This is a genomic window from Hymenobacter cheonanensis, assembly GCF_030581075.1.
Classification (GTDB): Bacteria; Bacteroidota; Bacteroidia; order Cytophagales; family Hymenobacteraceae; genus Hymenobacter.
This window is the reverse complement of the sequence record NZ_JAUQSW010000017.1, coordinates 1-23,869: the sequence shown is the minus strand read 5'-3', so window position 1 is coordinate 23,869 and position 23,869 is coordinate 1. Positions and strand designations below refer to the sequence as shown.

Sequence of the window (23,869 nt, the reverse complement as noted above, 5' to 3'; positions counted from 1 at the left end):
GCAGCCGGGCGGCGCTGGTTAGTATTGGGTATCTGAAGATTTATGCCCAACTTACTGGCCCAAGCGTTGCCAGCCCCCTTTTTGCCCTTACCATGCCCACTGCCACCGATGTGCTGCGCGCCAAAACCGACGCGGAGCTGCAATTTTTTGTCGCTAATCCCGGCTACTACCACCCCGACCTCGTGGCCGCCGCCGGGCAAGAGCTGCGCCGCCGGGGGCTAGCCCCCGCACCGCCCCCGGCCCTCCCCTACGATGACCTGGCCGAAGAGGCTGCCCCTAGCCGGCGCGGGCTGCTGCTGGCGGCGGGCCTGCTGGGGCTGGCTGGCGCGGGCGGGGCGTACTTCTGGGCTAGCCGGCCGGCTGCCCAGCCGCTGGCCGCCGCCCGCCCGGCCCGGCTCTCGCCCGATTCGCTGAAACTCGAAACCGTGGAAGCGCGGGCCATTCCCAACTTCGATGTGGATAAGCTGGTGGCCGAGCAGGTAGCCGGCATTCCGGCCGCCGAAAAGCAGAAGCCCCAGGAGTTGCGCCAGTTTAAGGGGCTGTGCCGCCGCTTTTGGGCGGCCGAAACCCAAACCGAGTTTCTTACCAGCCAGGCGCACGCCGGCCAGGCCGGGCCCCTGTTTGCCGAGCAAACCCTGCTGGCCCGCCAAACCTGGCGCGACTGGAACAAGGCCGTGGTGTACAGCTACCGCTTTGGGCCGAAGATGAAGGACCAGCTGGGGCGCATGGCCAGCACCGCCAGCAGCCAGCAGCACATTCTGGCCAATTTCCCCGCCTTGCTCGATGGCCGCAAATTCTTGACCGACAAGGAGATGAACGCCCGCGAGGCCGACGTGCAGGATTGGCTGGCCGGCCTGCGCAAGGTATCGCCCGTTACGGGCAAGGCATACAAGGCTACTGTGCTGCAAATCAAGCTATAGCCCGGTTAAGGTAGAACAGCTTTTTAGGCGGCGAGCACCCAACTCCAACACGCGCGAACTAAAAATTTGCGTTACTAGCTGGCCACCCCTGGCCCGGCGTCGAAACCCAAGCCCCCCGGCCGGTAGTTAAGCAAGCACCATGGATGTCTCCACCCCCGAGGCGGCCGCCGCGCACTTTGCCCAGCGCCCCGACGCCGAGCTGCTTTACCTGGCCCACCATGCCAGCCGCTACCCGCCCGCCGTGGGGGCCGCCGCCGTGGCCGAGCTGCAGCGCCGCGGCCTGGTGCCCGAGGCGCCCGCCCCGCTAGCCCCGCCCGCCCCCGAGGCGCCCGCCGAGCCCGACGAAACCTGGGGCCAGGTGCTGCGGCCGGTGCTGCGCGGCCTGTTTTGGCCTACGCGCCAGTGCTGGGCGGTGCCGCTGCTCATCGACCTCAACCTGCTGGTGTGGCTGGCCATGACGCTGAGCGGCGTATCGGCCACGGCGCCCAGCGGCCACGCGCTGGCCACCTGGGGCTCCAACGTGACGGGCCTGACCTGGCCGGGCCAGCCCTGGCGGCTGGTTACGAGTTTGTTTGTGCACGGCGGCATCACGCACTTGCTGCTCAACATGGCCAGCCTGTGGCTGCTGGGCGTGCTGCTGGAGGCGCGCACCGGCGGCGCCCGCCTGCTGGCCGCCTACCTGGCTAGCGGTGTGGCCGCCTCGGTAGCTACGCTCTGGTACCACAGCGGCGGCATCAACTCGACGGGGGCCAGCGGGGCCATTTTTGGGCTCTATGGCCTGCTGCTGGTGCTGCTGCTCAGCAAAAGAATATTGCTCGACAAGTGGGACCGGCGCGGCATGCTAGGCCTGGTTTTGTACCTCGTGCTCAGCAATTTGATTTCGGGATTGACGGGCAATATCGACAACATCGCCCACCTCGGCGGGTTGCTGATGGGGCTGCTGGTGGCGGTGCCGCTCCAGCTTTCTATGCGCCGCACGTAGCGCCTACTTATCGCTTTCGCGTTTTTCTTGTTTAAAAGCAGGCGGCTAGGCCAGGCTGCTTCGTTTAGCACTCACCTTCTCTATTTTATGCTCGCTCTCCAGCAAGATGCCCCGCACCAGCCCGCCGTGGCCCGTGACCTTGCCACGCCCCAGCCCGCCGCCGGCGAGGTCCTGATTAAGCTGCGCGCCGCTGCCCTCAACCACCGCGACGTCTGGATTCAGAAGGGCCAGTACGCCGGCATCAAGCTGCCCTGCACGCTCGGGGCCGATGGCGCGGGCGAACTAGCGGCGCTGGGCGCGGGCGTGGCGGGCTGGGAAGTGGGCGCGCCCGTCATCCTTTACCCCGGCGTGGAGTGGGGCGATAAGCCAGCCGCGCAGGGCCGCAATTTCCGGGTGCTGGGCATGCCCGACCCCGGCACCTTTGCCGAATACACCACCGCTGCGGCCCGCTACGTGCGCCCCCGCCCGGCCCACCTGAGCTGGGAGCAGGCCGCCGCGCTGCCGCTGGCCGGCCTCACGGCCTACCGCGCCGCCTTTGTGCGGGCGCAGGTGCAGCCCGGCGAGCGCGTGCTGGTAACCGGCGTGGGCGGCGGCGTGGCGCAGGTGGCGGCCCAGTTTTGCGCCGCGGCCGGCGCCGAAGTCTGGGTAACCTCGGGCGAGGAAGAAAAGGTGACCCGCGCCCTGGCCCTGCCGCTAGGCCTGCGCGGCGGCATCAGCTACAAGCAGGCCAACTGGGGCCGCACGCTGCTCCAGAACACGGGCGGCTTCGACGTGATTATCGACAGCGCGGCGGGCGAGGCCTTCGGCACGCTGCTCGATGTGGCGGCGCCGGGGGGGCGCATTGTGTTCTACGGCGCCACGCTGGGCAATATTCCGCAGCTGCCGGCCGCCAAGGTGTTCTGGAAGCAGCTCAGCATCCTGGGCTCCAGCATGGGCTCGGAGCAGGATTTTGATAATATGCTAGCCTTCGTAAACAAGCACCAGCTCGTGCCGGTGGTCGATAAAACCTTCCCGCTGGCCGAGGGCGAAGCCGCCCTGCGCTACCTCGAAGCCGGCCAGCAGCTCGGCAAAGTGGTGCTGACTTGCTAGGTCGAGCTATTCACTGCACTTACAATGACAAACAGGCAGTTAAGTTAACTAGCTAGTAAATCGCTTGTCATTGCGAGCGCAGCGAAGCAATCGCATCAGGACAAGCCGCTCGGGTGCGATTGCTTCGCTACGCTCGCAATGACAAAATATGAGCAGACAATTTTGCGTAGCCCAAACGACAAGCGGCCCGCTGCTACAGCGGGCCGCTTGTCGTTTACCGGAAAATAGTAGCTTACTTCTTGCGGTATTCGCTGTTGAGGTAGGCTAGCACGGGCGTGGTCACGTCGAGGGCTTTTTCGCCGTAGGCGATGGTGCCGCTCGGGGCCGCAATAAGTATCATCTTGTAGCCGTGGGCTTTGCCGTAGGCTTCCACTTTCTTGTTCACGCTGGTGAGCACGGTCTGGGTCAGCTTGCCTTCGGCTTCCTGGGCCTGCTGCTGAATTTTTTGCTGCTCGGCGGCGCCCTGCTGCTGCTTTTGCTGCAGCTGCTGCTCGGCGGCGGCGCGCTGCTCGGGGGTGAGGCCGGCGGCGGTTTTCTGGTACTGCTCCACGGCGGTGCGGAAGCTGCTCACGAGGGCCTGGTTCTGGCGCTCCCAGCCCTTGGCCTTGCCCTCAAACGAGCGGCGGGCGTCCTTCATGCCCTGGTAGCCATCGAGCAGCTTGGCCGACTCGACATAGACGATGGCGCCGGCGGCCGGGGCCGGGCCGGCGGGCGCGGCCGCCACGGCGGGAGTTTGTTCGGCAGCGGGGGCAGCCTCGGCGGGGCTAGCGGCGGCAGTAGTATCGGCGGCCGGGGCGGCCTCTTCGGTAGCGGCTACGGGCGCGGCGGCGGCCACCGCCGCGGGGCGCTGGTTGAAATGCAGAAAGTACAGCACGGCCACCGCAATCAGCAGCACGGCATTAAAAGCTAGTTGGGCAGGGTTTTTCATGTTCGCAAAAGTAGGGCACTTTAGGCAATAGGCATACTGAGCGCGCCGGGCGTAATCTCGGTCAGGCGTCAGAACTCCCTTACCTTCATCGCCTCCGTTATGCGCTAGGCCGGCATGGCCAGGTGCAGCAGCGCATCGCCCTGGTTTACCACGGGCATGTAGTTGAGGCCGATAACGTAGCCGCTGGCCGTGGCCTCCAGGCGCACCGACTGCTCGCCGTAGGGGTCGGCGATGGAGCCGAAAATCTGGCCTTCCTCCACAAAATCGCCGAGCGCCACGTGCGCCCGAAACAGGCCCGCGTAGCGCGCCCGCAGCCAGCGGTGGCGGTGGCACACCACGTTGGGGCGGGCGGGCGCCGGGCCCTCGGCCCCCATACCCAGGTGGTGCAACACCCGCAGCGTGCCCGCGATGGCTTCCTCAATGCCCGCCTCGTCGAAGCGCAGGCTCTCGCCGGTTTCGTACACGATAATGGGCTTGCCCAGGGCGTGGGCCGTGGCGCGCAGCGAGCCGGTGCGCAGCCGCGCGTGCAGCGTAAACGGGGCGCTGAAGGCGGCGGCCAGCGCATCGGTGGCGGGGTCTTCGCCCAGCACGCAGCGCAGCTGCGGGTGGTTGGCGCGGGCCGCCCCGCCGGTGTGGAAATCGATGCCGTAATCTACCAGGGGCATGATTTCGCGCATGAAGCGGTGGGCCACCCGGCTAGCCACCGACCCACGCGGGTGGCCCGGAAACGAGCGGTTGACATCTTTGCCATCGGGCACCTCGCGGCTGAAATTGAGAAAGCCGTAGATGTTGAGAATCGGGATGGCGATGACGGTGCCGCGCGTGGGCTGCAGCAAATCGCGCCGCACCATGCGCCGGATGGTTTCGATGCCATTAACCTCGTCGCCGTGCATACCGGCCATCAGCAGCAGCACCGGGCCAGGCTCCAGCGAGCGGATTACGTGCACCGGCACATCGATAATGGCCCCCGAGGGCAGGCGCGAAATAACCAGGCGCGTGAGCACGCGCTCGCCGGGCTGAATACGGAGACCATTCAAGGCCAAAGAGTTATCAGTTGCCATCGCTAGCGGCAGGCCAGCCCCTGCGCGCGGCCAGCCTACCAATAAGTATCAGAAAGCCAGCCGCCGTTCAAGAATCCGGCCAAGTGTGCCAGCGCGGGCTACAGTTGGGCTTTACGCGGCATCGGCCGCCGAGTCGGGGGCGGCTTTCTGGCGCTTGGGCTTGGTTTTGCCGCCGCGCTTGCGCAGGGCCAGCTCGGCGGTGTAGTCGATGATGCGGCCGGCAATATCGAGGCCGGTGGCTTTCTCGATGCCTTCGAGGCCGGGCGACGAGTTGACTTCCAGCACCAGCGGGCCGCGCTTGCTTTGCAGCATGTCCACGCCGGCCACCCCTAGCCCCAGCGCCTTGGTGGCGAGCAGGGCGGCGGCCTTCTCGGCCCGGCTGAGCTTGACGAGCGTGCCCGTGCCGCCGCGGTGCAGGTTTGAGCGAAACTCGCCCTCCTTGCCCTGGCGGCGCATGGCGCCCACTACCTCGCCGTTCACCACGAAGGCGCGCACATCGGCGCCCTTGGCTTCGGCAATAAACTCCTGCACCAGAATGCGGGCCTTGAGGTTGTGAAACGCCTCGATAACCGACTGCGCGGCCTTGGCGCTTTCGGCCAGCACCACCCCCAGCCCCTGCGTGCCCTCAAGCAGCTTGATGATGACGGGAGCGCCGCCCACGTGCTCGATGAGGGCGGGCAGCTCGTCGGTGTCGTTGGTGAAGGCCGTTTTGGGCATGCCCACGCCGGCGCGGCTCAGTATCTGCATCGAGCGCAGCTTATCGCGCGAGCGCACAATGGCCTGGCTGTCAACGGCCGTGCGTACCTTCATCATCTCAAACTGCCGCACCACGGCCGTGCCGTAGAACGTGACGGAAGCCCCGATGCGCGGAATAATGGCGTCGGGCCGCTCCAGGGGCTGGCCCCGGTAGAGGATGCTGGGCTGGCCTTTTTCCAGCACCAGGTTGCAGCGCAGGTGGTCGAGCACGCGGGCCTCGTGGCCGCGCTCGGTCGCGGCCGCCAGCAGCCGCTGGGTGGAGTACGACTGCGGCTCGCGCGAGAGAATGGCCAGTTTCATAACAAGTGGAAGAGGCAGGGCTTAGGGCAGAATAATACTAGCAAATACACCAAACCCAAGCTGGGCCGTAGCGGGCGCTAACCAGCATTTCCAACTTTTTTCAGCTTGAATTTCGGTACCAAACTACGCCTAAACCGGGCCACCGTGCGCGCCATTCAGCGGCGAGATTTTCGCAGCAGCTAGGCGCTCAGCCTGATACGACACATCGCGCCGGGCCACATCGACCACAAAGCGGCCCTGCCGCAGCAGCGAGCGCCCTAGCAGCACGGGGTGCTTGAGGTCGGAGCGGTCGGCGAGCGAAAACTCGGTGGGGAAGTCTTCGCCGTAGAGCCGCACCACCGTGCGAATGACGTAGCGGGCCTGCACCTCGCCGTTGGAGGAGCGGATATTACGCTCCGCAAAATTCGGAAAGGCCAGCGGCTGGCCGTCGGTGGCGGGGTGCTCGGGGTCGAGCAGGCGCACGTGCAGCACGGGCCGGCCGGTGGCGGGGTCGGGCGCCAGGCGCACCTCATCGCAGTGAATGGCGCTGGTGTACGCCCCGGTATCGACTTTGGCCACCACGCCGCGCAGGCCTAGGGCGGGCAGGTCAATCAGCTCGCGGCGGCCGAGCAGGCGTTTGGGCGGACGCTTCTTCATAAAATTATGAATTATAAATTATGAGTTATGAATTGGCCCCACAGGCCGCCAAGATACACGCAACCTAGCGCCGGGGCGGCGTGGCCAGGCCGCTCCACGACCCAAGTGTCAACTCATAATTCATAATTTATAATTCATAATCTGCCTTGGCGCGCAGGCGCTCGTACTCGCGCTGGGTGCGCTCGCCCCGGTTGAGGCTACCGTAGGCGGCTAGCCCCTGCGCCGCCACGCCCACGCCCCAAAACACGGTAGACCAGATGGGCCAGGGCAAATAATCGTGGTGGTGATGCGTTTCGAAGGGACGGGTGGTGAAGGCCCACAGCAGCCACAGCCCGGCATTGACAATCAGGTACGTAAGCAGGTGGCCCTGAAACTTGGTGCGGGCCTTGGCTATCTGCCACAGGCGCTGGTCGCGGGTGGCATCGGGGGTGAGGGTGGGGCGAAGGGGCTGCATGGCAAGTGGGGCTAGCGGTGATTGGAAGTGATGGCCAAATGTAGATTTTGACCTGCCCTGGCACAAATGGCCCTCACCCAAGCGGTATTTTTAGCGCCTCAAGCGGCAAAAACACGGCCCCGGCCGTTGCGTACTCCTCCCAAATCAGTCGCGTTTTTCATGTCCGCTTCCTCTCCCACCCGCCTGCGCGTCGAGCAGGGCGATATTACCAAGCTCGCTACCACGGCCATTGTCAACGCGGCCAACTCATCGCTGCTCGGCGGCGGGGGCGTCGATGGGGCCATTCACCGTGCGGGCGGCCCCCAGATTTTGGAGGAATGCCGCCAGATTCGGGCTCGGCAGGGCGGCTGCAAAACCGGCGAGGCCGTCATTACCACCGGCGGGCGGCTGCCGGCCCGGTACGTCATCCACACCGTGGGCCCGGTCTGGAACGGCGGCCATAAGGGCGAGGGCGAGCTGCTGGCCTCCTGCTACCGCAACAGCCTGCGCCTGGCCCTCGAAAATAAGCTCGCCTCCGTGGCGTTCCCGGGCATCAGCACCGGCATTTACGGCTACCCCAAGGCCGAGGCCGCCGCCATTGCCGTGCGCGAAGTGCGCCAATGGCTGGCCACCCACGAGTGGCCGCAGGCAGTAGTTTTCGTAGTCTTCGACGAAGAAAACAGGCGCCAGTACGAGCAGGCGCTGGCTGGCTAGCCCGTTCCGCACCCCTGGCTACTTAGCCGCGCCGGCGGCCAGCCGGTTGGCATTATACCCCTGCACGATGGCCAGCATATCGGGGTAGTGCAGCTGTTTGTTAAGCAAGGCGGTGGCGGTGGCGGGGTCGTCCTTGAAATACTCGCTCATCTGGGCCGCGAAGTTGTCGCGCTTCACCTGCACCAGCTCGGTGCCGCGGCGCAGGTACCAGCGCCGCTCGGCTAGCCCCTCGCCGCCGGTGCCGGCCAGGATGGCCCCGGCCACCACGGCGCTCACCAGCCCGGTGGGCAGCACCTGGGTTATTTCGGTGTAGTTGAACAGCTCGACCGGGCCGTGGGCCACGCGCGCCGCCAGCAGGTGCTTGCGCTTGCCCTGCACCACCATGTGCTCATAGTACACGCCGTAGAGGCGCATTTTCTGCACCTTATCCACGCTGATGCTCTAGGGCTGGCCGAGCGCCCGAATCTCGGTTTCGCGCCGGTAAAAGGGCAGCATACCCACGAAGCCCGGCAGCCCGACCGGCACGTACACGCGGTGGGTCTGGCCGCTAGGCTCCGTAATGTCGGCCAGGGCAAAGCCCTTGATGAGGGCCAGGCTATCGGGCGCGGCGGCTTCGGTGGGCGGCTCGTCGGGGGCCTGGGCGGCGGCGGGCCGGGCCAGCGCCGCGCCCAGCGCCCCTAGCAGCAGTAGGCGTAGCGGGTGCTTCATGCCCCAAATTAAGCAGCCAGGCCCGAAAACTGCCTACGCGGCTACCTCTATGCCCTCTACGCGCTCGGCCACCTGGCGCATAAGCCAGAGCGGCGTGCTGGTAGCGCCACAAATGCCCACCGAGCTAGCCCCGGCAAACCACTCATCCTGCATTTCATGCTCGTTCTCAATGAAATAGCTGCGCGTATTCACCGCGTTCACTACCGAGAAAAGGGCCTTGCCGTTCGAGCTTTTGCGGCCGCTCACGAATAAGATTACATCGTGCTCCTGAGCAAAGCGGGCTAGCTGAGGCTCGCGGTTGCTCACCTGGCGGCAAATGCTGTCGTTGGCGTCGAAGCTTTCGAGGGCGCCACCGGCCGCCGCAATGCGCGCCTCCATCAGGGCCTTCATCTTGTAGAAGCCGGCCGTGCTTTTAGTAGTCTGGCTGAAGAGCGTAACGGGGCGCGTGAAGTCAATCTGGTCGAGGTCGGCCTCGGTCATCACAATCAGCGCCTGGTTGCGCGTTTGGCCCGTGAGGCCGATAACCTCGGCGTGGCCGGGCTGGCCGTATATCACAATCTGGCCGTTTTCGCGGGTGGTGGCATCGAAGGCGTGCTTCACCCGGTTTTGGAGCTTGAGCACCACCGGGCAGCTGGCGTCGATAAGCTCCAGGTTGTTTTGCAGGGCTAGCTGGTAGGTTTCGGGCGGCTCGCCGTGCGCCCGGATGAGCACCTTGCAATCGTGCAGGGTGCCGAGCTGCTCGCGGTCTATCACGCGCAGGCCCTGCTTGTGCAGGCGCTCCACCTCCATGCGGTTGTGCACGATGTCGCCGAGGCAGTACAGCGTATGGCTGTCGCTGTGGCTCAGCTCGTCCTCCGCCATCTGAATGGCGAACTCGACGCCGAAGCAATACCCGGAATTTTTATCGATGGTTACCTGCATACTAGCTGTCAAACCTCTCGATAAGCCCTCGGGTTTGCTGCCCGCAAAGGTACGCAAGCGCCCGGTGGTTGCGGGCAAGCGTTGCAAATGCCTGGCGCGGAGCCCTGCGGGGCCGGTGGCTAGCCCCCTGGCAAGCCGGCAAAGGGGCCAGGCGGGCCGCTCGGGGCTTTCGGCCGAACTTTACCGTCCCATTCCCGGCCCATGCTGTTCAACTCGCTCCACTTTCTCGTTTTTTTTCCGGTTGTGCTGGGGCTCTACTTTGCCCTGCCGGCGCGCTGGCGGGCGCCGCTGCTGCTGGTTTCGAGCTACTACTTTTACCTGAGCTGGAGGCCGGTGTATGGCCTGCTGCTGGCCGGCACCACGCTGCTCGACTACTACAGCGGGGTGCGCATGAGCCGGCTGGCCAGCCCGGCACAGCGCCGCCCCTGGCTGTATTTGAGCCTGGCCAGCAACCTGGGTACGCTGTTCATTTTCAAGTACTTCAATTTTTTTGTCGATACTGCCGGCGAGCTGGCGGCGGCGCTGCACGCGCCCTTTGCCGCCCCCACGCTGGCGCTGGCGCTGCCGGTGGGCGTGTCGTTCTACACGTTTCAGTCGGTGGCCTACATCGTGGATGTGTACCAGGGCAAGCTGGCGGCCGAGCAAAACCTGGGGCGGTTTGCGCTGTTCGTGGCCTTCTGGCCGCAGCTCGTGGCGGGCCCCATCGAGCGGGGCGCCCAGATGCTGCCGCAGCTGCGGCAGCCCCACGGCTTTGGCTACAGCCGGGTGGCTAGCGGGCTGCGGCTCATGGCCTGGGGCATGTTCAAGAAAGTGGTGATTGCCGACCGTCTGGCCCTGCTCGCCAACCCGGTTTTTGACCACCCGCACCGCTTCGAGGGGCTGCCGCTGCTGCTGGCCGTGGCCGCCTTTACGGGCCAGATTTACGCCGACTTTTCGGGCTACACCGACCTGGCACGGGGCGCGGCGCGGGTGCTCGGTTACAACCTGGTGCTCAATTTCCGGCAGCCGTACTTCGCGGCCTCGGTGGGCGATTTCTGGCGGCGCTGGCACATGTCGCTCTCCGGCTGGTTTCGCGACTATGTGTACATCCCGCTGGGTGGCAACCGGCGCGGGCCCGTGCGGCGCTACGCCAACCTATTCATGGTCTTCCTGCTAAGTGGCCTGTGGCACGGCGCCAGCTGGACGTTTGTGGCCTGGGGCGCACTGCACGGCCTTTATCTGGTAGTCGAGGCCTTCACGCAGCCCACCCGCGCCGCTTTGGCCCGCCGCCTGGGGCTGGCCGCCCGGCCGCGCCTGCTGCACGCGCTGGGCGTGGCCAGCACCCTGCTGCTAGTGGGCTACGCCTGGATTTTTTTCCGGGCCAACACACTTTCCGATGCGTTTTACATCAGCACGCATTTGCTGCGGGGCTGGGGCCACCTGCCCACGGCCCAGCTGCCAGCGGCGCTGGCTGGGCTAGGCCGGCACTTCGCGGCCGAGCTGCTGGTAGCCGCCGGGGCAGTGGCCCTGCTGGCCACCGTAGACTACCACGCCGAGCGCGGCTCGGTGGCCGCGTGGCTGGCCGGCTGGCCGGCCGCGGGCCGCTGGGCCAGCTACGCGGGGCTGCTGCTGGCCATGCTGTACTTTGGTATTTTTGGCAGCAGCCAATTCATTTATTTTCAGTTCTAAAGGAGACTTGCCTGTTATGCTAAAGCTGGTACTGCGCCTGGGGCTGCTGCTCGGAATTGTGGGGCTGCTGGGCGGGCTGGGCCTGGCGGCCGGCCTGCGGCGCGGCTACGTCGATGCCTTTTATGCGCGCTTTACTGCCCCGCCGGCGGGCTCGCTGGTGCTGGGCACCTCGCGGGCGGCGCAGGCCATCAAGCCAGCGGTGCTGGCCGCGCGGCTGGGTAAGCGCTATCAGGGGCCGTGGCTCAACTACGCGTTTACGCTGTTCGAGTCGCCCTACGGGCCGGGCTACCTCAGCAGCATCAGGCGCAAGCTGGCGCCCGGCACGCGGCACGGCCTGTTTGTGCTGGCCGTTGACCCGTGGTCGCTGTCGCTGCCGCACGAAGTAAAATACCAGCCATTACCAAATCGGCGCGGCGGCCAAAGGCAGGAGCTGGTTTTTCCCGAAGCAAAGTCGATGGTCAGCCAGCTGGCCAGCGTCAGCCAGAACCCCAACCTCGACTACCTGGCGCACTACCTGCACAAACCCTTTTACCAGTTGCTGCTCGACACCGACACCGCCCGCGTGGTGGAGCGCCTGCACCCCGATGGCTGGCTCGAAATAGCCATGCCGCCCCCTAGCTCTCCGCAGCGGCGCACCAACGAAAAGATGGCCGTGTACCACCAGCTGGCCGCCCACAGCTACCTGGCCCCGGCCCGCCAGCAGAGCCTGCGGGAAACGATAGCTTTTTTAAAAGCGCACGGCCAGGTAGTGCTCGTGCGCCTGCCCACCGGCGCCGCCATGGCAGCGCTGGAAAACCAGTACCAACCTGATTTTGATGCCTCTATGCGCAATCTGGGCCGCTCGCTAGGGGTGCCCTACCTCAACTACCTGGAGCAGCCTTATCCTACCAACGATGGCAACCACCTCACGCGCACGGCCGCCGCGCAGCTAAGCCAGCGCCTGGCCGATGACCTGGCCCAACTGCCCTAGCTAGGCCTGGTTTACCTTGTGGGCATAGGCCGCAAACAGTGCCGACGACACCTTATCCAGCACAAAATCAACCTGTTCGGTAATGGTAATGTGCGTGGTATCGAGCAGCACGGCGTCGGCGGCGCGGCGCAGGGGGCTCTCGGCGCGGGTCGAGTCGATGTGGTCGCGCTTGCGCAGGTTTTCGATAATGTCGGCCAGGGCCACGTGCTCGCCCTTGGCGGCTAGCTCCTCTTGGCGGCGCTGGGCCCGGATGGTGACGTCGGCGGTCATAAAAATCTTGACCTCGGCATCCGGAAAAACGGTGGTGCCGATGTCGCGGCCGTCCATCACCACGCCGCGCTTGCGGCCCAGACGCTGCTGCTGCGCCACCATGGCGTGGCGCACCTGGGCAATTACCGACACCTCGCTCACCGAGTTGGAGATGCGCATCTGGCGAATATCGTCCTCCCGAATCCGGTCGTTCAGGCACAGCTCGTTGCGGCCCGTGCGGCGGTTGCGCTTGAAGCTGATATGGATATCCTCGCGCAGCGCCCGCTCCACGCGGGCCATGTCGTCGAAGGCAATGTTGTTTTCCAGCAGGAAAAGCGTAACGCCCCGGTACATGGCCCCGGTATCGAGGTAGGCGTAGTGGAGGGCGGCGGCAACTGCCTTAGCCGTAGTGCTTTTGCCACAAGACGAGTAGCCATCAATGGCGATGACGAGGTTTTTCATAAACGCGCGGAAACGGCCATTGGCCCCGCAAGATTACGAAATTTAGCGCGCCCGGGCCGCGCTGGCCGCCACCAGCCGCTGCGGCACCGACCGAAAAAACCCGGCTACCGAGGCTGCCTCCCCGTTATTTAGCTGCTGATGCACCAGATAAAACGGGTTGAAAAAAAGTTGGTTTGCCAGGCCCACGCCGGTGCTGCCGTCGGGGCCGGCGGCCCACTCGGCGTGGTAGGCGTGCACCAGGCACTGGCCCAGAAAGCAGCCTAGCGCCGTCACAATGCCTTCGCGGTCGGGCGAGTGCGCGGGCAGCTCGGCGCGCTGCACGGCAATGTAGCGGTCGAGTTCGCGCACGGCGGCTTCGTTGTAGGCAGCCAGGCCCAGCTGCTGGCGCACCTGCTCGGCGGCGGCCTGCAAGGCAAGTACTTCGGGGGCGTTTTCGGTCATGGGCCGGGAAGATACGCGCAACCGCCGCCTGGCGGCCCGGGCTTTGCCTGCCCGGGCCGCCGGCCGCAGCGCCTACTTCCCGCCCTCAGTTGCGCGCCAGCGGCCGTAGGCCGTCAGCAGCTCAGGCAGCTGCGCGGGCAAGATGTTGGGGTCAAGCTCCAGCTGCTGCGACAGGGCCGTGTAGTCGAGCAGCGCCTTAGCCAGGGCTAGCCGAAACTGCACGTTGCTGGGCGGCAGCACGGCCCGCACCTGGCTGGCCTCCGTAAGCAGGGTGTACACTATCGGGGGCTGGGGCGCGGGCGGCACGGCCACGTACTCGCCTACCTGAAACCCACCGCGGTGGTAGAGCTGCCGCGCAAACAGCGTGCGCAGGTGCTGGCCCGGCCGCGGAATATCGACCTCGCGCACCACCGCAAACGTATCGCGCCCAATGGCGAACGCCCGAATACTATCGGCCGGGTACACCAAGGCGTACTGCGGCTTGTGGTCGGCATCGCTCACGCTCAGGGTCTGGGCGTCGTAGAGCAGCTTGGCGTGCTTCCAGTCGGGGTGAGATTTCAGCTGATAGGCTCCGCCTTTAAAGCTGGTGGGCGGCAAATGCACCGCCGACGCGGCCGGGGCCGGCGCCTGCGCCGCCGCCGAACCGGCTAATAATGAGAATAATCCTAATTTGTAAAGTTTAAGCATAATTAGCAAGCTGCATAAGAAAAAGCAGCGGCTAACATACTGACAAAACGCAAACTATCAACCTAGTGCCCGCAGGGGCAGGGCACCGATTTGCCGCCGCTGTGGTGCTTATACCACCGGGTTTTTTGCGAAAGCGAGCCGTGCGTGGCGCAGCCACTAGTGGCTAGCAGCAGGGTCCACAGGGCCAGCAGCAGCGCCGGCCGGGCCAGCAAATGGGCATTTATCGATAGCTTCACGGCACGTTTTTTTTCAAATTTACTTCGCGTTGACCCAATCGGCCACCTGGCTAGGGTCTTCCCCTTTTTCTCGAAACGATATGGCGGCTGATTTCGTGCTCTCTGTTAATCTGGTTGATATTCCGGCACGCACGGTGTGCCCGGTGGCCCTGCGCGTGGCGGCGGGCCGCGTGGCAGCCATTGAGCCCGTGGCGGGGGCCGGCGGCCCCGACCCAGCCCTGCCCTACGCCTTGCCGGGCTTTGTCGATGCTCACGTGCACGTCGAGAGTTCGCTGCTGGTGCCCACCGAATTTGCCCGGCTGGCCCTGGCCCACGGCACCGTGGCCACGGTGAGCGACCCCCACGAAATCGGCAACGTGCTGGGCGTGGCGGGCGTGCAGTATATGCTGGATAACGCGGCGGCTAGCCCCTTCAAGTTCTGCTTTGGAGCCCCAAGCTGCGTGCCGGCCACGCCGTTTGAGACGGCCGGGGCCGAAATAACGGCGGCCGACATCGAGCAGCTGTTCCAAAACCCGGCCATCGGCTACCTGGCCGAGATGATGAACTGGCCCGGCGTGCTCAACCGCGACCCGGGCGTGCTCGAAAAAATTGCGCTGGCCCACCGCTACGGCCGCCCCGTGGATGGCCACGCGCCCGGCCTGCAGGGCGACGATGCCGAGCGCTACGCCAGCGCCGGCATCAGCACCGACCACGAGTGCTTCACGGCGGCCGAGGCGAGCGACAAGCTGGCGGCGGGCATGAAGGTGCTCATCCGCGAGGGCTCGGCGGCGCGCAACTTCGATGCCCTCATCGAGCTGCTGCCCCAGCACTACGAGCAGCTCATGTTCTGCTCCGACGACAAGCACCCCGATACCCTGCTGCTGGGCCACATCAACCAACTGGTGCAGCGCGCCGTGGCGCTGGGCTACAGCGTGTTTGATGTGCTACAAGTGGCCTGCCTCAACCCCGTGGCGCACTACCGCCTGCCGGTGGGCCAGCTGCGCACCGGCGATGCGGCCGACTTCATCCTAGTCGATAACCTGACGGATTTTCGGGTGTTAAAAACCTACCTCGACGGCGAGCTGGTGGCCGAAAATGGCCAGTGCCTGCTTCCCAGCCCCCCGGTGGCCCTGGCCAACAATTTTCACGCCCGGCCCATTGAGGCCGCCGCGCTGGCCCTGCCCACCGGCGAAAAGCAGCCCGTAGCCACGCACCAAACCTATCCCGTTATCGAGTGCTTCGATGGCCAGCTCATCACGGCCCGGCGCGAGCTGCGGCTGCCCGTGGCCGATGGGCAGCTCCAGCCCGACCCTAGCCAGGATATCCTCAAGCTGGTGGTGCTCAACCGCTACGCGCCGGGCGCCAAGCCGGCCGTGGCTTTCATCAAAGGCTTCGGGCTAACTCAGGGCGCGCTGGCCAGCAGCGTGGGCCACGATTCGCACAACATCACGGCCGTGGGCTACGACGATGAGAGCCTGGCCCGCGCCATCAACTTGGTGGTGGAGGCCCGGGGCGGGCTAGCGGCCGTGGGCGCCGCGGGTGCCGAGCACGTGCTGCCGCTGCCGGTAGCCGGCCTCATGTCCGACCGCCCCGGCCCCGAGGTAGCGGCTGCCTACTCTGCCCTCGACGGCTTTGCCAAGGCGCAGCTGGGCTCGGGCCTGCAAGCACCCTTTATGACGCTCTCGTTCATGGCCCTGCTCGTTATTCCCAGCCTCAAGCTCAGCGATAAGGGGCTGTTCGACGGCGAGCGGTTTGAGTTCGTGACCGTAGCCGGGGGCTAGCGCCTGGCCAGGGCAACAAAAAAGGCCACCCTGATATCAGGGTGACCTTTTTTGTTGCTTATCGATAATTTTTACAGCTTCACATCCGACGGGAAGCGCTTGGTGAGCAGGCGCTGCATTTTTTCTTCGGTGAGAGGCTTGGTCAGGTATTCTACGTTCGGGTACTGGGCCACGCGGGCCGTGTCGGCGCCGTGCATGGAGGTGGTGAGCACGGCCACTACGGTGCGCTCCTGAGCATCGGTGGGTAGCTGGCTGTAGCGCTCCAAGAAGTCGAAGCCGTTCATGCCGGGCATTTTCAGGTCGACAAACACCAAATCGGGCGTGACTTGCGGCGCCTGGGTGCCGCCGGCCGGGGCATCGCCCCACAAGAAATTCAGCGCCTCCTCGGCCTTGGAGAAGGACGTGACCTGCCGGGCTACGCCTAACCGGCTTAGCAACCGATTATTCAGAAAGCTGGTCGTCTCGTTGTCCTCTATCAGCACGATATGGTTGAGCGCGTCCGTCATATAAACATCTTGATTTGAGGTAACGAAGTTAAGCCCAGCCCTTCACTTTAGCAAACCAGTCGGGCGCCTTACAGCCAGCCCTGGGCGGCCATCCACTCGTCGTTGTAAATCTTGCCGAGGTAGCGCGTGCCGTGGTCGGGCAGGATGATGACCAGCGTATCGTCTTCCGTAAGGTGTTCACGGGCATACTCCAACGCGCCGAATACGGCCGAGCCGCAGCTCCAGCCCACAAACAGGCCTTCTTCCTTGGCCAGGCGGCGCGTCATGAGGGCGGCATCCTTGTCGGCCACTTTAATAAACTGGTCGATAACATCGAAGTTTACATTCTTGGGCAGAATGTCCTCGCCGATGCCTTCGGTCTTGTAGGGATAAATTTCGTTTTCGTCGAAAATGCCCGTCTCCTTATATTTCTTAAATACCGAGCCGTAGGTGTCCAGCCCCAGCGTGAATACCTTGGGGTTCTGCTCTTTCAGGTACTTGCTGCTGCCGCAGATGGTGCCGCCCGTGCCCACGCCGGCCGCCAGGTGAGTAATCTTGCCCTCGGTGCCCTGCCAGATTTCGGGGCCGGTGGTTTCGTAGTGCGCCGCCGTGTTCGACATGTTGTCGTACTGGTTGGGGTAGAACGAGTTGGGCGTTTCCTGGTTGAGGCGGCGCGCCACCGAGTAGTAGCTGCGCGGGTCGTCGGGGGCCACGTCGACGGGGCACACCACCACCTCGGCGCCCACGGCGCGCAGGATATCCTGCTTTTCCTTGCTCTGCTTATCGCTCATCACGAACACCGTTTTGTAGCCTTTGGCAATGGCCGTGAGGGCTAGCCCCATGCCGGTGTTGCCGCTGGTGCCCTCGATAATGGTGCCGCCGGGCTTGAGCAGGCCGGCCTTTTCGGCGTCCTCAATCATGCGCAGGGCCATGCGGTCCTTCACCGAGTTGCCGGGGTTAAAATACTCTACCTTAGCCAGAATGGTACCTTTGATGCCGTCGGTAACTTTGTTGAGCTTCACGAGCGGCGTGTTGCCGAGCGTGTCGATAATATGGTTGAAATACATGCTGCCAGTTGGGGAGAATTAGTGCGCCAGTGGGGCCGCAAAGGTACGCCGGCCAGCCGGCGGGGGCCGGGCAGTGCGCATTGGGCGCGCCGGCCCTACTTTTGCCCCACTTAACTCTCCCTAACAAGTTAGCCGCCCATGAGCGTTCTCGTCAATAAAGATTCCAAGGTCATCGTGCAGGGCTTCACCGGCTCCGAAGGCTCGTTCCACGCGCAGCAAATGATGGATTACGGCACCCAGGTAGTGGGCGGCGTGACGCCCGGCAAGGGCGGCACCGAGCACCTCGGCCGGCCCGTGTTCAACACCGTGGCCGACGCCGTAGCCGCTACCCAGGCCGATACCAGCATCATCTTCGTGCCCCCGGCTTTTGCCGCCGACGCGATTCTGGAAGCTGCCCAGGCCGGCATTAAAGTAATCGTGACCATCACGGAAGGCATCCCGACCAAGGACATGATTGCCGTGAAGCACTACCTCAAGGACCGCCCCGGCATTACGATGGTGGGCCCCAACTGCCCCGGCGTTATCACGGCCGGCGAGTGCAAGGTGGGCATCATGCCCGGCTTTATCTTCTCGAAAGGCAAAATCGGTATCGTGTCGAAATCGGGCACGCTGACGTATGAAGCCGTGGACCAGCTCACCAAGGCCGGCCTGGGCCAGACCACGGCCATCGGCATCGGCGGCGACCCCATCATCGGCACCACCACCAAGCAGGCGGTGGAACTGCTGATGAACGACCCCGAAACCGAAGGCATTGTGATGATAGGCGAAATCGGCGGCGGCATGGAAGCCGAAGCCGCCCGCTGGATTAAGGAAACCGGCAACAAGAAGCCCGTAGTAGGCTTCATCGCCGGCCAAACCGCGCCTCCCGGCCGCCGCATGGGCCACGCCGGTGCCATTGTGGGCGGCGCCGACGACACGGCCGCCGCCAAAATGGCCATCATGCGCGAGTGCGGCATCCACGTGGTGGATTCGCCCGCCGAGATTGGTGATACCATGCTGCGCGTGCTGGGCGGCAAGTAAGCTAGCCCTTCATTAGTTCTATAGAGAAAGCCCCGGTACTTGCCGGGGCTTTTTTTTGTTACTTTTACCGCTACCAACCACCCGGCGCGTTCCTTCTCTATGCAGGCTCTTTCTAAGGTTTTTATTGCCCCGCTGGCCTTGCTGCTACTGACGGCCTGCAAGAAAGAAGTCGAAAAAATTGTGGTGCAGGAAGTAGACAAGCAATACAGTTGGGCGGAAGTGAGGCAGCTGTATGGTTTGCAGAAAGTTATTATTGGCATGTCGCAGGATGCCAACTCTCTTTACCTGCAGCAGCCTAGCTGGTTTGGGGTGCTTACGCCAGCTTCTACCGCTGCGACCCGCCGCACCTATCGCTATTATGAACCCGTAATAGGGCCTTTGAGCACGGTGGTGTTGCCGGCCGATGTGCAAACCCGCATTCCGCTAGGGCCGAGCTTCTTTGCCTACCCCTACCACAGCGACTCGGTACTACTGGCCTTTCCGACCGCGCCGCCATTCGCGGCCAACCTGGGCGCCGAAATTCATTTGCACCGGCTCGACCCTACCGCCACCGTTTTTGCCAACAACCGCGGGTATGTGCCCTTGCAGTTTGGCGCCGTTAACAATAATAATCAGCTGCTGGTCAACTATTCCACTACCCGGTATCCTGACCCTAACCTGCACTTTACGCTGTCTAAGATTACCACTTATTTTGGCCAGGTAACGGCCCAAACGCGGGTGGTGCAGGTACCGCTCTCGGCTACTGGCACGTATGCCGGCTTTTGCACCGTGGCGGCCATCGAAGATTATTTTTTGGTAAATGCCTTCAACCAAGGTATTTATAAGATAAAGCCCGATGGCACGGCCCGGCAGGTATTCGGGCCGGCCGCCGTGGTTAACTACTACAAGTGGCAGGGCACCGTGTACGCGGTGGAAGGCAACGGCTCCAACGCCGTTATAATTTCTACTGATAACGGCGAAACCTGGCAGCGCTTCACAGGGGTACCCTACTATTTTGGGGTTAGCACTTTTCGCGCCGTGGGGGATAGCCTGGTGGGTATTACGCACACCATTGCCACCAACTCGCTGTACACGCTGCGCTGGCAAGGCAATAACTACCGGGTGCGTGAGCTTAAAAACGACGGGCTAGGGCAAGCAGATTTCACCGATATAGCGCAGCTTGGCGACACCGTATACTTAGGCACTTTAAACGGTTTGTTTAAGCGTCCGCTCAAGCAATTCTTCGAGAAAAAATAGCCCGGCCCGCCTGGGCAAGCAACCCATTCTCCCGGCTAAAACAAGCCTTCTTACTACGCCAGCTAACCCTGGCACCCGGCAGCCCGGCCCAGGTGCAGAAGCTGCTGCCTACCTTAGCAGCAGCTTTTTTTGTTTGTATGCGGCGGTTGCTTGCTTCTGTTTTTTGCGGTGGGCTGCTGGGCTGGGCTACTGCGCCGGCCAGGGCCCAGGCGGTGGCGCCGGCCGATACCAGCCACCAGGTCATTATTGGCACCGGCAAGCCTAAGCCGGCTTTTTTATGGTCGCTGCCGCCCGGTGATGGTTACGCCCTGCGGTTTGCGCCGCCGGCCGGCCAGCACCAGGTGGTGAGTATTCGGCTGCATTTTCAGGCGTTTGGGCAGCGCGTGGCCAAGGGCCAGGTGCGCCTGCGGCTGGCTAGGGTGGCAGCCACCGGCGCCCCTGCCGAGGACAGCCTGCTAGCCCAGCCCGTGCTCATTTCGGAGTATACCCTGCAAACCCTCGACCACCCGCTGGTGCTCACCTGGCCCGCCGAGCGCATTGTGGTGCCGCCCGCCGGCTTCTTTCTCATGCTGGAGGGCGTGGGCCAGGCACCGGATGAGTACGTAATGCACTCGCCCCGGGTGGTGCTGGCCGGCGCGGGCAACAGCCACATTGGGCGGCGCAGCCAGCCCACGGCCCCGCCGCGCCTGCTCAGCACTTGGAGTATTCCGTCGCTGCTGGGCGCCAGGGCGGCCAGCACGCCGCTTGGCCTGTGGGCCAAAGGCGGCGAGGTAGTGGAATGGCGGGCGTACCCCGAGGGCAAACAGCTGCCCCTGCTGGAAATAGGCTTTAAGTAACCGGCGATTTCGCCGGCCAACTGCCAGGCTCGGCGAGTTGGTGGCGAGCGCTTTTCTGCGCCCGGCCTACCAGGTTTTGCGCCGCCGCCAGCCCTTACTTCAGCCGCCAAAGCAAATGCGGGTAGAAGGCCAGCCCCACCGATACGTAGCTGCGGCTCAGGGTGAATTGCCGGGCCGGGTCGTCCTGGCCAGCCGCTAGCTGCGCCTGATACGCGAAAGCCCCCGAGCCCCCCACCGCCGCCTGAAACTGAATTACGCCCTCCTTGAGCGCGGGTCGAAACCGCACAAAAAACATGGGCTCGCTGCGCAGAATGGGGCCGGCGGCCACGGGCACGCCCCCGTCGGTGACATCGGTGAGGCGCAGCTGCACCAGCCGGTACGAAAAGCCCAGGCTCACCACCTCGCTGGGCTGATAGCTGACGTAGACCTCGCCAGTGTATTTGGCATAAATGGCATCAAACTGATGCTCAATGGCTTGCACGCCGCTAAATAATTTAACCCCGCCGTCATCGACGTAGCGGGCCTGGCTGTGGGCCTGGCCAAAGCTGGCTAGCCCGCCCACCAGCCAGTGCTCGCCCAGCGGCCAGTAGGTGCCAATGCCCAGCTCGTACTGATTGTTTTGCAGATAGTTGCTGTCCGACAGGTTGGGGCGCCCGCCTTTGGCGCTCGTGGCGGCCCGCACCAGCAGGTGGCGCAGGGGCGAGTACGTGGCCGAGGCATCTACCCGGTTGGTGAGCGACCAGCTGCCGGCCACTTCCGCCTCCCCTTTCGCCCTGATTTCGGGAGCCGCCCCCTGCATGGGCACATACACCGTGCAGCCCCCGAGCATCAGCAACACCCCTAGTCGATAAACAGTTAAATACATAAACCCACAAAACAAGCCAATAAAGGAGATTGCCGATAGCCTTGGCTAGACCCTTGAGGCTGGAAATATCTCAAGGGTTGCGTGGGCCGGGCCAGCGTGGCTAGCCCGGCAAAAGGCAAAGGAAGTGCCCTGCCTTGGGCCGGCAGGTGGCAAGCGCCGCGCCGGCGGCAAAAAACCATGTCCCTTACCAGCCCGGCCGTTCGCCGCGGCAATTTCTGCGTATGCAAGCGGGCCACTGCCACCCGTGGCGTTTGCTGATTTTTATGCCCGATTACTCTTGCGATGCGCTCATCATCGGCTCCGGCCAGGCTGGCAACCCCCTTGCTACGGCGCTGGCCGAGGCCGGCCGCACCGTTATCTTGGTAGAGGAAGCCCACCTGGGCGGCTCCTGCGTTAATTACGGCTGCGTGCCTACCAAAACCATTCTGGCCTCGGCCGAGCGCATGCACCAGGTGCGCACCGCCGGCGACCTGGGCATTCGGCTGGGCGGCGTGGCCGAGGTTGATATGCCGGCCGTGATTGCCCGCAAGGATGCCTTGCTGGAGCATTCCCGCCAAAATCTGGCCCGGTCGCTCACCCACGACCACGAGAACATAACCTTGCTGCGCGGCCATGCGGCCTTCACCGGCCCGCACGAGGTGCAGGTGCAGGAAACCAAGGAGCAGCGCAGCACCATCAAGGCCAAGCAGGTCTTCATTAATACCGGCACCCGCCCGGCCGTGCCCGAGATACCGGGCCTGGCCGAGGCCAACTACCTGACCACCACTAGCCTGCTCGATATTCAGGAAGTGCCCGAGCATCTGCTCATTTTGGGTGGCGGCTACATTGGGCTGGAGTTTGGGCAACTATTCCGGCGCTTTGGCAGCCGCGTCACCATCATCGAAACCGGCCACCAGCTGCTGGAGCGCGAGGACGACGACGTGTGCGAATGCCTGCAAAAAGCCTTGGTTGACGATGGCATCGAGCTGGTGTTCAGCGCCCAGGCCCGGCGCGTGTCGCGCAGTGCGGCGGGCGAGCTTACCATCACCCTCGACACACCCCACGGCGAGCGCCGCCTGCACGGCAGCCACCTGCTGGTGGCCACCGGCCGCCGCCCCAACTCCGATAGCCTGAACCTGGAAGCCGCCGGCGTGAAAACCGATGAGAAAGGCTACATTCAGGTAAATAGCAAGCTGCAAACTGCGGCGCGCCACATTTATGCCCTGGGCGACGTGCACGGCGGGCCGCAGTTCACGCACATCAGCTACGACGATTTTCGGGTGGTGCGCGATAACCTGCTGCACCGGGGCCGCCGCTCGGCCAAGCAGCGCCCCCTGCCCTACTGCGTGTTTACCGACCCGCAGCTAGGCCGCATCGGCCTGAGCGAGCAGCAGGCCGAGGAAGCAAAAGTGGCGTACCGCGTGGCAAAACTGCCGGTGCGCAGCATTGGCCGCGCCCAGCAAACCGGCCAGCAAACCGGCTTCTGGAAGGTGCTCGTGGGCCCCGACGACCGCATTCTGGGCGCCGCCATCGTGGGCCCCGAGGCGGGCGACATCATGACCATTCTGCAAGTAGCCATGACGGGCCGCCTGCGCTACCAGCAGCTGCAAAACATGGTTATTGCCCACCCCATCTGGGCCGAAGGCCTGAACGTGGTGTGGAAGAAGCTGGCGGAGTAACGCTAGCCCAGCAAATGCAAAAAAGGCCTCTGCCAAGTCAGCAGAGGCCTTTTTTGCAGCGAATTCATCACTTATTTCTTTGCTTCCTTCGTAACCCGCACGCCCACGGCCATGATGCCGGGCAGCTGGTTTTGGCGCATGTACTGCTCCAGCGTCAGCTTGTAGGTGCCGGGCCGGGCAAAGTGCTGGTGCGGCAGGGCCAAGAACTGGTGGTCGAAGATATCGCCCGCCCCGGCCCCTAGCGGCTGGCCGGTTTTGGGGTCCATCAGCACCATTTGGTGCAGCAGGGCCGGGCCGGCGGGGCGGCCGTTGGGCCCGGTGAGGGTGTGCTTCAGGTACAGGTTGTAGAAGCCGTAGTCGGCCGCGTTGCGCACATTAAAGTACACATCGTAGCGGGCCGTGGTATCGGCAATGGCAAAGGTGAAGGTCGGGCGCTGCTGCACATCCCACACATAAGCATCGCCGGAAGGCGATTTGAGGTCCGTATTCTCCTCATACACCCGGTTGGGGTCGCAGGCGCTAAGGGCGGCCACCCCGGCCAGCGCCACCGCCGCCAGCCCCGCCCGGCGGGCCATACTTCCGCTAAAAGCAAGATAACGAAGCATATACTACGAAGCGCTAGGAGAAGAACTGGCCGGGCTGGCCCCTTCGCCGCTACTGCGGCGGCCGCTGCCGCCCCGGCGGCCCCGGTTGCGGCCGCCAGGGTTTTGGCTGCCTTCGGGGCGGGGCTGGTCGCCGCCCTCGCGGGGCGGGCGGGCGCCCGGCGCGCCGGCGGTAGGCT

General features: G+C 64.3%; 26 protein-coding genes and 1 pseudogene. 11 read left to right on the top strand and 16 right to left on the bottom strand.

Annotated features, from left to right (window positions below; genetic code table 11):
- Positions 1-92: 92 nt before the first annotated feature.
- The 3 genes from Q5H89_RS22285 to Q5H89_RS22275 all read left to right on the top strand — a co-directional run bounded on the left by Q5H89_RS22285 (position 93) and on the right by Q5H89_RS22275 (position 2,991).
- Positions 93-920: a hypothetical protein gene (locus tag Q5H89_RS22285; protein WP_305021545.1), complete on the top strand. Its 828-nt coding sequence runs from the start codon at positions 93-95 to the stop codon at positions 918-920.
- 139 nt (positions 921-1,059) lie between these two features.
- Entirely contained in the window at positions 1,060-1,902 is an 843-nt protein-coding gene (locus Q5H89_RS22280) for a rhomboid family intramembrane serine protease (RefSeq protein ID WP_305021544.1), read from the top strand.
- Positions 1,903-1,989: 87 nt separating this feature from the next.
- Complete coding sequence (locus Q5H89_RS22275) at positions 1,990-2,991, top strand: zinc-binding dehydrogenase (RefSeq protein ID WP_305021543.1); 1,002 nt, start codon at positions 1,990-1,992, stop codon at positions 2,989-2,991.
- Between the two features lie 232 nt (positions 2,992-3,223).
- Here Q5H89_RS22275 and Q5H89_RS22270 read toward each other — a convergent pair whose 3' ends face one another.
- The 5 genes from Q5H89_RS22270 to Q5H89_RS22250 all read right to left on the bottom strand — a co-directional run bounded on the left by Q5H89_RS22270 (position 3,224) and on the right by Q5H89_RS22250 (position 7,126).
- Positions 3,224-3,919 carry an OmpH family outer membrane protein gene (locus tag Q5H89_RS22270; RefSeq protein ID WP_305021542.1) on the bottom strand — a complete coding sequence of 232 codons (696 nt, stop codon included), beginning with the start codon at positions 3,917-3,919 and terminating at the stop codon, positions 3,224-3,226.
- A 104-nt stretch (positions 3,920-4,023) separates the two neighbouring features.
- Positions 4,024-4,956, bottom strand: a complete 933-nt coding sequence (locus tag Q5H89_RS22265) for a succinylglutamate desuccinylase/aspartoacylase family protein (RefSeq protein ID WP_305021541.1) — start codon at positions 4,954-4,956, stop codon at positions 4,024-4,026.
- A 135-nt stretch (positions 4,957-5,091) separates the two neighbouring features.
- Positions 5,092-6,036, bottom strand: coding sequence for a 30S ribosomal protein S6--L-glutamate ligase (gene rimK / locus Q5H89_RS22260; RefSeq protein ID WP_305021540.1), 945 nt, complete (start codon positions 6,034-6,036; stop codon positions 5,092-5,094).
- A gap of 129 nt (positions 6,037-6,165) precedes the next feature.
- Positions 6,166-6,672 (bottom strand): ATP-dependent zinc protease family protein, encoded by a 507-nt coding sequence (locus tag Q5H89_RS22255; protein ID WP_305021539.1) that lies wholly within the window; start codon positions 6,670-6,672, stop codon positions 6,166-6,168.
- Positions 6,673-6,799: 127 nt separating this feature from the next.
- Positions 6,800-7,126 carry a 2TM domain-containing protein gene (locus Q5H89_RS22250; RefSeq protein ID WP_305021538.1) on the bottom strand — a complete coding sequence of 109 codons (327 nt, stop codon included), beginning with the start codon at positions 7,124-7,126 and terminating at the stop codon, positions 6,800-6,802.
- Positions 7,127-7,285: 159 nt separating this feature from the next.
- Between Q5H89_RS22250 and Q5H89_RS22245 the strand changes: the two genes are divergently transcribed.
- The gene (locus tag Q5H89_RS22245) at positions 7,286-7,819 is read left to right on the top strand and encodes an O-acetyl-ADP-ribose deacetylase (RefSeq protein ID WP_305021537.1); all 534 of its coding nucleotides are present in this window, start codon (positions 7,286-7,288) and stop codon (positions 7,817-7,819) included.
- Between the two features lie 18 nt (positions 7,820-7,837).
- Here the strand turns inward: Q5H89_RS22245 and Q5H89_RS22240 are convergent, their stop codons facing one another.
- The 3 genes from Q5H89_RS22240 to Q5H89_RS22230 are packed head-to-tail and all read right to left on the bottom strand — an operon-like array spanning position 7,838 to position 9,448.
- Complete coding sequence (locus Q5H89_RS22240; RefSeq protein ID WP_305021536.1) at positions 7,838-8,251, bottom strand: hypothetical protein; 414 nt, start codon at positions 8,249-8,251, stop codon at positions 7,838-7,840.
- 9 nt (positions 8,252-8,260) lie between these two features.
- Positions 8,261-8,527 carry a hypothetical protein gene (locus Q5H89_RS22235; RefSeq protein ID WP_305021535.1) on the bottom strand — a complete coding sequence of 89 codons (267 nt, stop codon included), beginning with the start codon at positions 8,525-8,527 and terminating at the stop codon, positions 8,261-8,263.
- 33 nt (positions 8,528-8,560) lie between these two features.
- Complete coding sequence (locus tag Q5H89_RS22230; protein WP_305021534.1) at positions 8,561-9,448, bottom strand: 4-hydroxy-3-methylbut-2-enyl diphosphate reductase; 888 nt, start codon at positions 9,446-9,448, stop codon at positions 8,561-8,563.
- 201 nt (positions 9,449-9,649) lie between these two features.
- On the opposite strand from Q5H89_RS22230, the gene Q5H89_RS22225 reads away from it, so the two are divergent.
- Together Q5H89_RS22225 and Q5H89_RS22220 are read left to right on the top strand one after the other, a co-directional pair.
- Positions 9,650-11,116 carry an MBOAT family O-acyltransferase gene (locus Q5H89_RS22225; protein ID WP_305021533.1) on the top strand — a complete coding sequence of 489 codons (1,467 nt, stop codon included), beginning with the start codon at positions 9,650-9,652 and terminating at the stop codon, positions 11,114-11,116.
- Between the two features lie 16 nt (positions 11,117-11,132).
- Positions 11,133-12,086 (top strand): hypothetical protein, encoded by a 954-nt coding sequence (locus tag Q5H89_RS22220; RefSeq protein WP_305021532.1) that lies wholly within the window; start codon positions 11,133-11,135, stop codon positions 12,084-12,086.
- On the opposite strand, the gene cmk is transcribed toward Q5H89_RS22220, so the two are convergent.
- The 4 genes from cmk to Q5H89_RS22200 all read right to left on the bottom strand — a co-directional run bounded on the left by cmk (position 12,087) and on the right by Q5H89_RS22200 (position 14,161).
- Positions 12,087-12,797, bottom strand: a complete 711-nt coding sequence (cmk, locus tag Q5H89_RS22215; protein WP_305021531.1) for a (d)CMP kinase — start codon at positions 12,795-12,797, stop codon at positions 12,087-12,089.
- A gap of 42 nt (positions 12,798-12,839) precedes the next feature.
- Complete coding sequence (locus Q5H89_RS22210; RefSeq protein WP_305021530.1) at positions 12,840-13,238, bottom strand: hypothetical protein; 399 nt, start codon at positions 13,236-13,238, stop codon at positions 12,840-12,842.
- 72 nt (positions 13,239-13,310) lie between these two features.
- A complete protein-coding gene (locus tag Q5H89_RS22205) occupies positions 13,311-13,925 on the bottom strand; it encodes a hypothetical protein (protein WP_305021529.1) in 615 nt (204 codons plus the stop codon).
- A 62-nt stretch (positions 13,926-13,987) separates the two neighbouring features.
- Positions 13,988-14,161, bottom strand: coding sequence for a hypothetical protein (locus tag Q5H89_RS22200; RefSeq protein WP_305021528.1), 174 nt, complete (start codon positions 14,159-14,161; stop codon positions 13,988-13,990).
- 80 nt (positions 14,162-14,241) lie between these two features.
- Here Q5H89_RS22200 and ade point away from each other — a divergent pair, with 80 nt between their 5' ends.
- On the top strand, positions 14,242-15,921 hold the full coding sequence (gene ade, locus Q5H89_RS22195; protein WP_305021527.1) for an adenine deaminase: 1,680 nt from the start codon (positions 14,242-14,244) through the stop codon (positions 15,919-15,921).
- Positions 15,922-15,992: 71 nt separating this feature from the next.
- Here ade and Q5H89_RS22190 read toward each other — a convergent pair whose 3' ends face one another.
- Both Q5H89_RS22190 and Q5H89_RS22185 read right to left on the bottom strand, forming a co-directional pair.
- Positions 15,993-16,427 (bottom strand): response regulator, encoded by a 435-nt coding sequence (locus Q5H89_RS22190; protein WP_305021526.1) that lies wholly within the window; start codon positions 16,425-16,427, stop codon positions 15,993-15,995.
- Between the two features lie 71 nt (positions 16,428-16,498).
- Positions 16,499-17,473 (bottom strand): annotated as a pseudogene (locus Q5H89_RS22185) (PLP-dependent cysteine synthase family protein); the annotation flags it as partial.
- Between the two features lie 138 nt (positions 17,474-17,611).
- Here Q5H89_RS22185 and sucD point away from each other — a divergent pair.
- From sucD to Q5H89_RS22170, 3 genes are all read left to right on the top strand, one after another.
- Positions 17,612-18,493: a succinate--CoA ligase subunit alpha gene (sucD, locus tag Q5H89_RS22180; RefSeq protein WP_173110067.1), complete on the top strand. Its 882-nt coding sequence runs from the start codon at positions 17,612-17,614 to the stop codon at positions 18,491-18,493.
- A 99-nt stretch (positions 18,494-18,592) separates the two neighbouring features.
- Entirely contained in the window at positions 18,593-19,729 is a 1,137-nt protein-coding gene (locus Q5H89_RS22175) for a hypothetical protein (protein WP_305021525.1), read from the top strand.
- A 137-nt stretch (positions 19,730-19,866) separates the two neighbouring features.
- On the top strand, positions 19,867-20,565 hold the full coding sequence (locus Q5H89_RS22170) for a hypothetical protein (protein WP_305021524.1): 699 nt from the start codon (positions 19,867-19,869) through the stop codon (positions 20,563-20,565).
- Positions 20,566-20,659: 94 nt separating this feature from the next.
- On the opposite strand, the gene Q5H89_RS22165 is transcribed toward Q5H89_RS22170, so the two are convergent.
- A complete protein-coding gene (locus Q5H89_RS22165) occupies positions 20,660-21,430 on the bottom strand; it encodes a hypothetical protein (RefSeq protein ID WP_305021523.1) in 771 nt (256 codons plus the stop codon).
- A 263-nt stretch (positions 21,431-21,693) separates the two neighbouring features.
- On the opposite strand from Q5H89_RS22165, the gene Q5H89_RS22160 reads away from it, so the two are divergent.
- Positions 21,694-23,088 (top strand): mercuric reductase, encoded by a 1,395-nt coding sequence (locus Q5H89_RS22160; protein ID WP_305021522.1) that lies wholly within the window; start codon positions 21,694-21,696, stop codon positions 23,086-23,088.
- A gap of 71 nt (positions 23,089-23,159) precedes the next feature.
- On the opposite strand, the gene Q5H89_RS22155 is transcribed toward Q5H89_RS22160, so the two are convergent.
- A complete protein-coding gene (locus Q5H89_RS22155; protein WP_305021521.1) occupies positions 23,160-23,693 on the bottom strand; it encodes a gliding motility lipoprotein GldH in 534 nt (177 codons plus the stop codon).
- Between the last annotated feature and the right edge of the window lie 176 nt (positions 23,694-23,869).